Origin of the sequence: Actinomadura alba (assembly GCF_014323705.1) — a bacterium.
Taxonomy (GTDB): Bacteria; Actinomycetota; Actinomycetes; order Streptosporangiales; family Streptosporangiaceae; genus Actinomadura_C; species Actinomadura_C alba.
The window spans coordinates 150,953-163,080 of sequence record NZ_JABVEC010000020.1 but is presented as its reverse complement, the minus strand read 5'-3'; the positions used below and the strand labels follow the sequence as shown (position 1 = coordinate 163,080).

Genomic DNA, 12,128 nt, shown 5'->3' with positions numbered 1-12,128 from the left:
CCCCCACGACTCAACGATGCCGTAGGCGGTGGCTTGGGATGCCGTGTTCGTTCTCCAGCGCAATCGTGGACTCCACCAAACGCGACCACACGATCAGGGACCCCAAGGAACTGCCCATGGACGCGTTCCTGCCCGTCACGTCCTGACCGGCGGCCATGCTCCCGGAGCGCCGACCCGGGCAGAGATGAAGATTGCCCTGCCCGCCACGGCGGCCGACGCCCGCGGCACGGCGAGCACGGCACCCGGTGACGGCGCCGCGTCGATACGTGACACGTCAGCGAGCACGCGCCTCCAGGACGTCGACGGCGAGGTCGCGCACGACCGTCTCGTCGACCTCGACGCCGAGCCCCGGGCCGTCGGGCACGTGGGCGACGCCGCCCTCGATCCGGACGGTGGGGCCGGCGTACGGGGACTCGATGAACTGCCGGCCGTTAAGGTCGACCGGGGTGTCGATCCCGAAGGCGGCGAACAGGTGGAGTGACGCGGCCAGCCCGAGGTCGGAGTCGGTGAGGCCGGAGCCCATGAGCTGCACGCCGCTGTCCTCCGCGAGCGCGCACAGCCGCCGCGACAGGGTCAGGCCGCCGCTCCGCTGCACCTTTGCGATCGCGATGTCGACCGCCTCGAGGCGGACGAAGGTCGCGAGGTCGCCGGGATGCCGCAGGCTCTCGTCGAGCGCGACCGGCACCGGCGAGGCGTCGCGCAGGCGGCGGAGCCCGGCGATGTCGTTGGCGGGCAGCGGCTGTTCGAACGCCGTGACCCCGAGCTCCTCCAACCGGCGGGCGACTCGCAGTGCCGCCGGGACCTGGTAGCCCTGGTTGGCGTCCACCCACAACGGGGCACCGGGCGCGTGGTCGCGCACCGCCGCGACCACGGCCAGGTCGGTCTCCTCGTCGTGCAGGCCGATCTTCACCTTGAAGGCGCGGTAGCCGAGCTCCCGGCCCTCGGCGACGCTGTCGCCCACCTCGGCCGGCGACTGGCCGGAGACGATCCAGCCGAGCTCGATCGTCTCGCTGCGGCGCCGTCCCCACAGCACCCCGAGGGGCACTCCGGCCGCGCGGCCGAGCAGGTCGTGCAGTGCGGTGTCCACCGCGCTCTTCGCCAGTGGCGCGCCGATGGTGAAACCACGGTTGATCGCCCGGTCGAAGGCCGCGTCGACGCCGTCGAGGTTCCACGCGGGCCGGCCGATGACCGCCGGAGCGAGGTAGCGGTCGATGGTCGTCACGATCGACTCGGCCGTCTCGTACGTCCAGGCGGGAATCGGGGTCGCCTCACCCCAGCCGTGGACGCCGTCGGCGCTGACCTTCACCAGCACGCGGACGCTGGGCCGGCCGGCCACCGCGACCGAGCCACCCGAGACACCGAAGGACCGGCGGGTGGGGAGTGCGACGGCGAACGTCTCGATTCGTTCGATGGTCAGGTCGGCGAGAGAGTACGTCATGCGGTGCGCTCCTGAGGGTTCATGAACCATCCAATCGTGATCATGCAGTTGTTCGCGCCCCGCCGCGCGAACAACTGCATGATCACGGCGGGGGCGGGGCCGGGGGTCAGGGTGGGCCGGTGCTGGCACGCAGCACCACCTCGCCGCCGAAGCGCGTGACGCGGGAACGCCGGCCACGCGGCTCCCGCAGCGCCAAGGCCATGACGGCCTGGCCCATCTCGGCGAGGGGCAGTGCGACCGTCGTCAGCGGAGGGCTGAGGTCGCGGACGATCGGGATGTCGTCAAAGCCGGCGAGGGACACGTCGGCGGGCACGCGCAGCCCTTGGTCGCGCAACGCCGCGAGTGCGCCGATCGCCATCACGTCGGTGATGGCGAACACGCACGTCGCCCGGAGCCCGCGCTGGAGCAGCTCGGCGCAGGCGTCGTAGCCGCCGTCGCGGGTGAACGCGCCCTCGACGACCTGGTCGGGGGAGAGTTCGACACCGGCCTCGGCCAGCGCGTCTCGGAAGCCGCCGAGCCGGTCCGAGACCGTGGTGAGCGCGCGCGGACCGCTCAGCACGGCGAAGTCGCGGTGGCCGAGGCCGAGCATGGCGCGCGCGAGCGCCGCCCCGCCCGCGCGGTTCTCCGGCAGGACCGTGTCGACCCGCAATGTGCGGTGCCGGCTGACGACGGCCACCCGGCCGCCGCCGCGCAGGTACGGTTCCAGCTCCGTGTTCATGGCGCGCTCCCACGCGCGGTCCTGGAAGCCCGAACTGATCAGCAGGATCGCACGGGCCTGCTGCGCGCGGAGCGCGGACACGTAGGCGATCTCGCGGGCCGGGTCGCGGAACGTACTGGCCAACATCATCAGCAGGTCGTGCTCGGCGGCCGCGCGCATGACGCCGCCGGCGATCGCGGCGAAGTAGGGGTCGGCGACGTCGTGGCAGATGACCCCCACGAGCCGGCTGGAGGCGCTGGCGAGGGCTTGCGCGTGGGCGTTCGGGATGTAGCCCAGCAGGTCCGCGGCGGCGACCACCCGCTGCCGCAGATCCTCGCGGACTCTCGCGGTTCCGTTGAGCACGCGCGAGGCCGTCGCCTGCGAGACTCCGGCGGAGCGCGCGACGACCTCCAACGTCACGTGGGCCGTCGCTTCGCGCTCGCTCACGGTGCGCCCCCGTTCAAGGCAGTGACACGTTGTCGAACCACGGGCTCGGGCTATTGACCTAACCAGAAGCGGTCTCTACGGTATCAGAAAGCGCTTTCAGAATGCGCTTTCCAACAACCGCCCAACAACCGTCCAACGGTGCGACCAGCAGGTGACCAGCAGTGTGACCCGAAGTGACCGGCCCGCTGGCGCGGAGCGGTTCCCGGACCCCGGAGGAGTCCATCGTGGAGCAGGGCAGCACATCGGCGACGCCGGCCACCTCAGCGGCGCCGTCCGCGGCCACCCCTCCGGGGGCGGCGCCCGCGGTCGCCGGGGTGGCCGAGCGGGCCCGGCCGGGCCTGGCCGAACGGACCACCGACACACTCGAACGCTCGTGGCGGCCGGTCGCGCTGCTCTTCGCCTGCTTCGCCGCCTGGTGGGCGATCTCGGCGACCAGGCTCGTGGAGCCCTATCTCGTGCCGTCGCCGGGAACGACCCTGCGGGTGATGGGGGACAAGGCCGGATACCTCTGGCAGCACACCTGGGTGACGACCTACGAGACGTTGCTGGGGTTCGTGATCGCCGTCGTCGTGGGCGTGTTCGCCGCCGTGGTGATGGTCTACTCGTCCACGGTCGAGAGGACGCTCTACCCCGTGCTCCTGTTCGCGCAGGTGGTCCCCAAGATAGCGATCGCCCCGCTGTTCGTCGTGTGGCTCGGCTTCGGCATCGCGCCGAAGATCGTGATCGCCGTGCTCATCGCCTTCTTCCCCGTGGTCATCTCGATGGTCACCGGCCTCAAGGCGGTCGACCCCGAGATGATCGAACTCTCCGCGACCATGGGAGCGGGGCCGCTGCAGACCTTCGCGAAGATCCGCTTCCCGGCGTCGCTGCCGCATTTGTTCGCCGGGCTCAAGGTCGCCGTCACGCTGGCGGTCACCGGCGCCGTGGTCGGTGAGTTCGTCGGCGCGAACAAGGGCCTCGGCTACGTGATCCTGCAGGCGAACGGCAACCTCGACACCCCGATGCTCTTCGCCGGGCTGCTCGTCATGTCGGTGATCGGGGTGGTCCTCTTCGTACTCGTGGAGATCGCCGAGAAGCTCCTGCTGCCCTGGCACGCCAGCCACCGGCGCGACGCCGCCACCACCACCTACTGACCCACCACCTACTGATCCCACCACCTACTGACCCCGCCCCCGCCTGCCGATTCCGCCCCCGACCGGCCCCCGTCCGCACTCCTTTCATCCCGACTCCTTCCACCCGACTCCTTCCACCCCCGCCCCACCCCTGCTCGAGGAGCGCCCCATCATGAAACTCCGGAGAGTCGCCGTCGGCCTCGTACCTCTGCTTCTGCTCACCGCGGCCTGCGGGGGAGGCGGCACGGACAAGAGCAAGAGCGCGTCGGGCAAGGAACTCGACAAGGTCACGCTCACCCTCAACTGGTACCCGTACGGTGAGCACGCGCCGTTCTACTACGGCAAGAAGCAGGGCATCTACGAAAAGCACGGCATCGACCTGCAGATCCAGGCCGGGCAGGGCTCGCAGAAGACCGTGCAGGCCACGGGCGCCGGCCAGACCGACTTCGGCTGGGCCGACACGCCGGCCGTTCTCTCGGCGGTGGGGCAGGGCATCCCGGTCAAGAGCCTCGGGGTCTTCCTGCAGACCACGCCGGCGTCCGTGCAGTTCTTCACCGAGAAGAACATCAAGGCGCCCGGCGACCTCAAGGGCAAGAAGATCGCGGGCACCGCGGGGGACGCGCTGTCGAAGACCTTCCCGGTCTTCCTCAAGAAGAACGGGATGAGCGAGTCGGACGTCCAGATCCAGAACACCGACCCCGCAGGCAAGATCGCGGCGGTGATGTCCGGGAAGACCGACGCGCTTCTCGGCTACGCCAGCGACCAGGGCCCGACCATGCAGAACAAGGCCGGCAAGCAGGTGTCCTACCTGCGGTTCTCCGAGCTCGGGTTGAACTTCTACTCGAACGGGCTGATCGTGGGCACCCGCCTCCTGAAGAGCGACCCTGATCTCGCCAAGCGGGTCGCCGCGGCGACCAGCGAGGCGTGGGCGGCGGCGGAGCAGAGCCCGCAGCCCGCCGTCGACAGCATGCAGGGCGCCTCGGCGCAGCTGCCGCCGGCCGAGGTGCTGTCCGACCAGTTCAAGACCACGGTGACCCTGCTGCACACCGACGCCACCAAGGGAAAGGCGCCCGGCGTCAACACCGAGGCCGACTGGAAGCAGACCATCGACGTCTTCGCCCAGGCCGGATTGGTCCCCGACCCCAAGCAGCCCGCGGACTACTGGGAGACCACCGCGGCGCCGAAGGGATGACGATGGCAGAGGAGACCCTCGCGGAGCCCGCCGCGGCCCGGAGCGGCCCCGGCGACGGCGCCGCGGTGGACCTGGACGACGTGGCCGTCCGCTTCCGTACGAAGAAGAAGGACGTCACGGCGTTGCGCCAGGTCTCGCTGAGCGTGGCGATGGGCGAGTTCGTGGCCATCGTGGGCCCGTCGGGCTGCGGCAAGTCGACCCTGCTCAAACTCGTGGCCGGCCTGCTCAGACCCTCAGCCGGCGACGTACGGCTACGCGGCGAGGCGGTCACCGGCCCCCGGCGTGACATCGGGTACGTCTTCCAGCGGGCCGCCTTGCTGGAGTGGCGCAGCGCCCGGCGGAACATCCTGCTCCAGGCGGAGATGCGCCGCATGCCGGGCGCCGAGGCGCGAAAGCGCGCCGACGAGCTCATCGACATGACCGGGCTGCGCGGCTTCGAGGACGCCTACCCGCATGAACTGTCGGGCGGTATGCAACAGCGGGTGGCACTCTGCCGCGCGCTCCTGCACCGGCCGCCGGTCCTGCTCATGGATGAGCCGTTCGGGGCGCTCGACGCGCTGACCCGGGAACAGATGAACATCGAGCTGAACCGGATCTGGCGGGAGACCGGCACGACCGTGCTGCTGGTCACCCACTCGATCGCGGAGGCGGTCTACCTGGCCGACCGGGTGGTCGTGATGAGCGCCCGCCCCGGAACCGTCGTGGAGATCATCGAGGTCGGGTTGCCCGCCGAACGCGACTACGCCGAGACGATGGCCAGGGAGGAGTTCTCCGCCGCCACGACGCGAATCCGCCGGTTGCTCGGTGCCGCGTCGGGCGCCGAATGACCGGACGCGGGACGGCCGCGTCGGCCGGGGTTCCACCGCGTACGTGGCGCGACTCGGCCGGCGCCTGGCTCGGACTCGGCGCCGCGCCCGGCGCGCTCGTCCTCGGCGCGCAGATCGGCGGGCGGCACGACGGTCACCTGCCCCTCCAGGTGCTCGTGGCCGGTGGCGTCGTGATGGCGCTGCTCCTCGCCGTGCAGGGACGGCTCGGGCTGCGCCCCCCGGCGGGCGAGGACGCGACGCTGTCGCAGCTGACCCCGCGCTACCTGCCGCGTACGGCCGACCGCGCGATCACCGTCCTGCTCGCGATGGCGATGGTCGGCTGGTTCGGCTTCAACGTCGGCCTCGGCGGCGGCGCGGTCGCCGCGCTGACCGGAGTGCCCGATCCGGCCGGCATCGTCCTGCTCGGCCTGCCGATCACGGCCGTGCTGCTCGCAGGCGCCGGCCGGTGGAACGGCGTGGCCGTGGCGACGACGCTGAGCGCGATCGCGTTGATCGCCATCGTGGCCGTCCGGCTGGCGCCACCGGAACCCGTGCTGACCACCGGACACGGCGGCGACGGCCGGTTCGCCGCAGACGTCGCCGGATATCTGGGGTACGTCGCGGTGTTCGCGGTCCGGGCGCCGGACTTCACCGTCGGCTTCGGCCGGCGCCGCGATCTCGCGTGGTGCGTGGCCCTGCTGGTCGGAGCGGCGCTCGCCGCGAGCACGGTGGGCGCCGGGCTGGCGGCCGCCAGCGGTTCCACCGACGTCGTGGCCGTTCTCGCCGGACCGGACGGGCTGGCCGTCGCCAACCTGTTCGTCGCGGCGTCCGTGGTGGCGCCCACGCTGACGACTATGCACTCGGGCGCCCTCGCCGTACGCCGGTTCGGCGCGGTGCCGCACCGTGCCGCCGTGCTCGCGATCGCCGGGCCCGGTCTCGTGCTGGCGCTCTTCCGCGTGGACCGGATGATGCTCGCCTGGCTCTCGCTGCTGGCCGCCGTGCTGCCCGCCCTCGTCGTGCCGATGGCCGTCGAAGCGGCACGGCGCCGCCGCGGTCGCGCCCCGCGTCCGGTGCCCACGTGGACCTGGGCGCCCGCCTCGGCGCTCGCGCTCGGTCTCACCGTGGTCGCGAGCCCGGTGGCCGCCCTCGCGGGCCTGGGCGCCGCCGTCGCCGCGACCGCCGCGCACACGTACGGGGCGCGAAGAGCGGACGGCGGCCGCGGCGAGCGGCCGTAGCGGCGGATGAGGGATCTCGGGGAGGCGGCCGCACGCTCGCACCTCCCCGAGATCCTGGTCCTCGCTCAGCCGAGGCCGTTCCTGACGGCGGTGATCAGTTCACCTCCGGTGGTGTCGCCGCTGAGCTCCCAGAAGAACGAGCCGGCCAGTCCCTGGTTCTTGGCGTAGCTCATCTTGCCGCCGATGGTGCTCGGGGTGTCGTAGCTCCACCACTGGTTGCCGCAGTAGGCGTAGGCGGTGCCGCCCACGGTGCCGGTGGAGGGACACCTGGTCTTGAGGACCTTGTAGTCCTCGATGCCCGCCTCGTAGGTGCCGGGCGCGGCGCCCGTGGCCGAACCGCCCGGCGCGCTCTGGCTCACGCCGGTCCAGCCTCGGCCGTAGAAGCCGACGCCGAGCAGCAGCTTGCTCGCCGGAATGCCCTTGCTCTTGAGCTTCTGGATCGCCGCGTCGGAGTAGAAGCCCGGAATCGGGATCCCGGAGTAGGACGTCAGCGGCGAGTGCGGAGCCGTGGGACCGTCGGCGTCGAAGGCGCCGAAGTAGTCGTAGGTCATCGGCAGGTACCAGTCGACGTACTGCGCCGCACCGGCGTAGTCCGCCGCGTCGATCTTCCCGCCGGACGTGCCGTCGGCGGTGATGGCCGCGGTCACCAGGTTGCCCGACCCGAAGCGGGTCCGCAGCGCCGACATCAGGTTCCGGAACGAGGAGAAACCGCTGGTGTCACAGGACAGGCCGCAGGCGTTCGGGTACTCCCAGTCGATGTCGATGCCGTCGAACACGTCCGCCCAGCGCGGGTCCTCGACCAGGTTGTAGCAGGAGTTCGCGAACGCGGCCGGGTTGGCCGCCGCCTGCCCGAAGCCGCCCGACCAGGTCCAGCCGCCGAACGACCAGATCACCTTGAGGTGCGGGTGCTTCTGCTTGAGCTTGCGCAGCTGGTTGAAGCTCCCGCGCAGCGCGCCGGCGTCCCAGGTGTCGGCGACCCCGTCGACGCTCTCGGCCGCGGTGTAGGCGCGGTCGTAGTCGGCGTAGCTGTCGCCGATCGTGCACTGGCCGTTCTGTACGTTGCCGAACGCGTAGTTGATGTGGGTGAGCTTGGCCGCCGAGCCGCTGGTGTCGATGTTCTTGACGTGGTAGGCGCGCTGGTAGACGCCCCACTGGGCGAAGTAGCCGATGACCTTGTTGCCGCCGGGTCCGCCACCGCCGCCCGGATCGGTGGTCACGCTCACCGCGTTGGAGGCGGCCGAGGTGTTCCCGGCGGCGTCCCGCGCCCGCACCGTGAACGTGTACGCGGTGCTCGCGGACAGGCCGGAGACCGTCGTGGCGGTGCCGGTCACCGAGGTGGTCCTGGTGGCGCCCTGGTAGACGTCGTACCCGGTGACGCCGACGTTGTCGGTCGCGGCGTTCCACGCCAGCGACACGCTGCTCGCGCTCTTGCCGGTGGAGCGCAGGTTCCCGGGGGTGCTCGGTGCCTGGGTGTCGCCGCCACCGCCGTCCGAGCCGTCGCAGGCCGCGCCGTTGACGCGGCAGCCGGAGATCCAGCCGCCGCCACTGCCATTGAACCCGAAGCTCGCGGTCGCTCCCGGATTCACCGTGCCGTTCCATCCGGCGTTGGTGAAGGTGTAGTGGTTGCCGGACGAGGTGCGCACCGCGTCCCAGGAGGAGCCGATGGTGGTTCCGGACGGCAGATCGAACTCGACCCTCCAGCCGTTGATGGCGGAGCCGGTCCCATTGGTGATCGTGCATTTGCCCTCGAAGCCGGTGCCCCAGTCCGAGGTCTTCACGCACGAGGCGGTGACGGCGGCGGCCGATGCCGGCGGCGCCGCGACGATGGTTCCGATGAGGGGCAGCAGCATCGCGCCGAGCAGCGCGACGCCTCTTCTTCGACGCTGGCCTCGCAGGCCTTTGCGCAGCTTGAACATCGTTCTCCCATGACTCGTACCCCCGAACCAATAGGAAACTTTCCTTAAAATAAGCCAAACACGCGCTTCTGACCAGATGTCAGCACGGACATGGCGCCGACGGTCTCCTCGGAAGACCCCGTTTCGCCGGAAGGCGCCGCCCCGTCCGTGTTGAGGCCGCCCGCCCGTGCTGACGCCGCCTGCCCGCATCGACACAACCCGACCCGCGTGATGGGCCAAGGCCGCGCGGCGGCCTCGCTGTGGGAGCAACCGGGGCCGATGCGCTCGCGGTATCTCGCTATGCGGAAATACGTTCTCAAAGTCTTGCGGACTCTGATGCCGGGTCGTAGGGTCGTTGATCACATCGTGAATCCGCAACCCACTATGCGGAGTGATGACTGGTGTTCCGGACGTCCGGTCCGGCGATCGGCGAGATCCACTCCGGCCACAGGCCGGCGCGGGGGTGCCACAGGCGGTCGCCGAGCCACCTGGAGGAGGCCGAATGACCGACGACAGCACAGCGCCGGCGGTTCAGTTGAAGGGCTGCACCCGCCGTTTCGACACCCCGTCCGGTGGCGAGTACGTGGCCGTGCGGGACGTGGACCTGACCATCGCGCCGGGGCGGTTCGTCTCCATCGTCGGACCCACCGGATGCGGGAAGTCCACGTTGCTCAACATGGCGGCGGGACTGCTCGAGCCGTCCAGTGGCGAGGTGTTCGGTTTCGGAGAGCCACTGCGCGGACTGAACCGGCGCGCGTCGTACATGTTCCAGCAGGACGCACTGCTGCCGTGGAAGACGGTCCGGGACAATGTCGCGCTGGGCCTGAAGATGCGCGGGGTGGCGTCGGCCGAGGCGAACGAGAGGGCCCTGCACTGGCTGCGCCGGGTGGGCTTGGAGGGTTTCGCCAACCGCTACCCGTACCAGCTCAGCGGCGGCATGCGGAAGCGCACGACGGTCGCGCAGACCTGGATCGTCGACCCGGACGTCCTGCTGATGGATGAGCCCTTCTCGGCACTCGACATCCAGACCCGCCAGCTCATGGAGAACGAACTGCTCCAGCTCTGGCAGGGCTCGAACAAGGCCGTGCTCTTCGTCACCCACGACCTCGACGAGGCGATCGCGCTGTCGGACGAGGTTGTCCTGCTGGGAGTGGGGCCGGGCAGCCGCGTCGTCGGGCGGTACGAGGTCGATCTCGACCGTCCCCGCGACCTGATGGACATCCGCTCACGACCGGAGTTCGTGCGCATCTACGAGGAGATCTGGTCGCAGCTGAAGGAAGAGGTGATGAAGACGTATGCCAAGGACTCACCCGCCCTCGCGAAGTGACGCCGAGGAGGTTCTCGTGGAGACAAGCCCCGCTCCCGCGGCCGGTCGGCCGGCGGACACATCCGGCACGGTCGTGGAACCGGGCGACGGTCTCCCCGGAACGAGGCGCAGGCGCCGCGGCCGTCGCGGAGCCGTGATCCGGGTCCTGCAGGTCGTCCTCGCCGTCGCGGTGCTGGGCGGCTGGGAGCTGCTCACCTCGCTCAGGGTGATCGATCCGTTCTTCTTCCCCCGGCCCAGCGACATCGCGGTGCGGATCTGGGAGTGGATCTCCACCGGCTACATCCTGGACGACCTGGCCGTGACGCTCGAGGAGGCGCTGCTCGCCTTCGTCATCGGTTCGGTGCTCGGACTGGTGGTCGGATTCCTGCTCGCCCGGGTGTCGCTGCTCGCGGGCGTGCTCGATCCGTACCTGAAGATGTTCAACGCGCTGCCCCGGGTCGTCCTCGCGCCGATCTTCCTACTCTGGTTCGGGCTGGGGATCTGGTCGAAGGTCGCCTTCGGCGTGACCCTGGTGTTCTTCATCGTCTTCTTCAACACCTTCCAGGGCGTACGGGACGTCGACCGGGTGCTCGTCGACAACGTCCGCATGCTGGGCGCGAGCGAGTACCACCTGGTCCGGCATGTGCTGCTGCCCAGCGCACTGACGTGGATCTTCTCCAGCCTGCACATCAGCGCGGGCTTCGCCATCACCGGCGCGGTCGTCGGGGAGTATCTCGGCGCTGCCAAGGGCGTCGGATATGTGATCGCCCAGTCGGAGGGCGTCTTCGACACCACGGGCGTGTTCGCCGGAATGATCATCCTGATGCTCGTGGTGCTCGTCATCGACCTGCTGGTCAACCGCCTCGAGGCGCTGCTGCTCCGCTGGCAGGACCCGGCCAAGACCGCCTGAAGACCCAACGCTCACAACCTCCGCCACATCGTTCGAAAGGTGCCTCCCATGCGCAGGATTCGGCGCATCCGACTGGCCGGGCTGGGTCTCGCCCTGGCCGGGCTGCTCGCCACGGCGGGCTGCAACTCGGCAGCGAAATCGACCTCGAGCGGATCCGACGGGTCCGGCAAGGTCACGATCGGAGTGGGCGGGCAGGTGCTGCTCAGCTACCTGCCGACCACCCTCGCCGCCCAGCTCGGCTACTACAAGGAGGAAGGGCTCAACGTCGAACTGCAGGACCTGCAGGCGGGGTCAAAGGCGCTGCAGGCCATGATCGGCGGCAGTACCAACGTGACCTCCGGGTTCTACGAGCACACGATCCAGATGCAGCAGAAGCGCCAGGAGATCAAGTCCTTCGTGACCATGCTGAAGCTGCCGGGCGTCGTGCTGGCGGTCTCGCCGAAGAACGCGTCGAGCATCGGCTCGCTGAAGGATCTCAAGGGCAAGGTGGTCGGGGTGACCGCGCCGGGATCCTCCACCGACTTCTTCCTCAAGTACGCGCTGTCGAAGAGCGGCATGGCCGCCGGCGACGTCAGCGTCACCGCGATCGGGGCCGGGTCGACAGCGGTGGCCGCGATGGAGGAGGGCAAGGTCGCGGCCGCCGTCATGCTCGACCCCGCCGTCTCACAGCTTGAGAAGCGCGCGGGCAAGTTGAAGACGCTCTACGACCTGCGCACCGTGGCGGGCGTCGAGTCGGTGTACGGCACCGGCTCCTATCCCGCGGCCGTCCTCTACGCCAAGTCGGCCTGGCTGCAGAACAACCCCGAGACGGCGCGGAAGCTGACCCGGGCGCTCACGCGGACTCTGGAGTGGATCGCGGCGCACGACGGCACCGAGATCGCGGCCAAGATGCCCGCCTCGTACGCCGGTGGCGACACCGCGCTCTACGCGCGGGCGATCGAGCACGCGAAGCCCATGTTCACCGCCGACGGGAAGATGCCGCAGGACGGCCCCGCGGCGGTCCTGGAGACGCAGCGCACCAGCAACCCGGAGATGAAGGGTGCCGACGTCGATCTGGCCAAGACCTACACCGACGAGTTCATCGGCTAGC

10 protein-coding genes are annotated in these 12,128 nt (G+C 70.2%); 7 read left to right on the top strand and 3 right to left on the bottom strand.

The window, feature by feature from the left end:
• Positions 1-274: 274 nt before the first annotated feature.
• A complete protein-coding gene (locus HKK74_RS24975; protein WP_187245764.1) occupies positions 275-1,438 on the bottom strand; it encodes a mandelate racemase/muconate lactonizing enzyme family protein in 1,164 nt (387 codons plus the stop codon).
• Between the two features lie 106 nt (positions 1,439-1,544).
• Entirely contained in the window at positions 1,545-2,582 is a 1,038-nt protein-coding gene (locus tag HKK74_RS24970) for a LacI family DNA-binding transcriptional regulator (RefSeq protein ID WP_312881732.1), read from the bottom strand.
• 224 nt (positions 2,583-2,806) lie between these two features.
• On the opposite strand from HKK74_RS24970, the gene HKK74_RS24965 reads away from it, so the two are divergent.
• The 4 genes from HKK74_RS24965 (at position 2,807) to HKK74_RS24950 (ending at position 6,927) form a co-directional block, all read left to right on the top strand.
• The gene (locus HKK74_RS24965) at positions 2,807-3,715 is read left to right on the top strand and encodes an ABC transporter permease (RefSeq protein ID WP_312881730.1); all 909 of its coding nucleotides are present in this window, start codon (positions 2,807-2,809) and stop codon (positions 3,713-3,715) included.
• A 151-nt stretch (positions 3,716-3,866) separates the two neighbouring features.
• Entirely contained in the window at positions 3,867-4,886 is a 1,020-nt protein-coding gene (locus HKK74_RS24960) for an ABC transporter substrate-binding protein (RefSeq protein ID WP_187245763.1), read from the top strand.
• A gap of 2 nt (positions 4,887-4,888) precedes the next feature.
• The gene (locus tag HKK74_RS24955) at positions 4,889-5,713 is read left to right on the top strand and encodes an ABC transporter ATP-binding protein (RefSeq protein WP_187245762.1); all 825 of its coding nucleotides are present in this window, start codon (positions 4,889-4,891) and stop codon (positions 5,711-5,713) included.
• Positions 5,710-6,927, top strand: a complete 1,218-nt coding sequence (locus HKK74_RS24950) for a purine-cytosine permease family protein (protein ID WP_187245761.1) — start codon at positions 5,710-5,712, stop codon at positions 6,925-6,927. The genes HKK74_RS24955 and HKK74_RS24950 overlap by 4 nt, the downstream gene beginning before the upstream one ends.
• Positions 6,928-6,992: 65 nt before the next feature.
• Here the strand turns inward: HKK74_RS24950 and HKK74_RS24945 are convergent, their stop codons facing one another.
• Entirely contained in the window at positions 6,993-8,843 is a 1,851-nt protein-coding gene (locus tag HKK74_RS24945; RefSeq protein WP_187245760.1) for a glycosyl hydrolase family 18 protein, read from the bottom strand.
• 481 nt (positions 8,844-9,324) lie between these two features.
• On the opposite strand from HKK74_RS24945, the gene HKK74_RS24940 reads away from it, so the two are divergent.
• Genes HKK74_RS24940 through HKK74_RS24930 form a run of 3 tightly spaced genes read left to right on the top strand, consistent with a single transcriptional unit; the run spans position 9,325 to position 12,127 of the window.
• Complete coding sequence (locus HKK74_RS24940) at positions 9,325-10,149, top strand: ABC transporter ATP-binding protein (protein WP_187245759.1); 825 nt, start codon at positions 9,325-9,327, stop codon at positions 10,147-10,149.
• A 16-nt stretch (positions 10,150-10,165) separates the two neighbouring features.
• Entirely contained in the window at positions 10,166-11,038 is an 873-nt protein-coding gene (locus HKK74_RS24935; RefSeq protein ID WP_222722700.1) for an ABC transporter permease, read from the top strand.
• Between the two features lie 48 nt (positions 11,039-11,086).
• Entirely contained in the window at positions 11,087-12,127 is a 1,041-nt protein-coding gene (locus HKK74_RS24930; protein WP_187245757.1) for an ABC transporter substrate-binding protein, read from the top strand.
• Position 12,128 lies beyond the last annotated feature (1 nt).

Excerpts from the sequence above, each read along its gene's own strand:
- HKK74_RS24945 (WP_187245760.1), bottom strand. The coding sequence starts at position 8,843 with ATGTTCAAGCTGCGCAAAGGCCTGCGAGGCCAGCGTCGAAGAAGAGGC.
- HKK74_RS24975 (WP_187245764.1), bottom strand. The coding sequence starts at position 1,438 with ATGACGTACTCTCTCGCCGACCTGACCATCGAACGAATCGAGACGTTC.
- HKK74_RS24950 (WP_187245761.1), top strand. The coding sequence starts at position 5,710 with ATGACCGGACGCGGGACGGCCGCGTCGGCCGGGGTTCCACCGCGTACG.
- HKK74_RS24930 (WP_187245757.1), top strand. The coding sequence starts at position 11,087 with ATGCGCAGGATTCGGCGCATCCGACTGGCCGGGCTGGGTCTCGCCCTG.
- HKK74_RS24940 (WP_187245759.1), top strand. The coding sequence starts at position 9,325 with ATGACCGACGACAGCACAGCGCCGGCGGTTCAGTTGAAGGGCTGCACC.
- HKK74_RS24960 (WP_187245763.1), top strand. The coding sequence starts at position 3,867 with ATGAAACTCCGGAGAGTCGCCGTCGGCCTCGTACCTCTGCTTCTGCTC.
- HKK74_RS24955 (WP_187245762.1), top strand. The coding sequence starts at position 4,889 with ATGGCAGAGGAGACCCTCGCGGAGCCCGCCGCGGCCCGGAGCGGCCCC.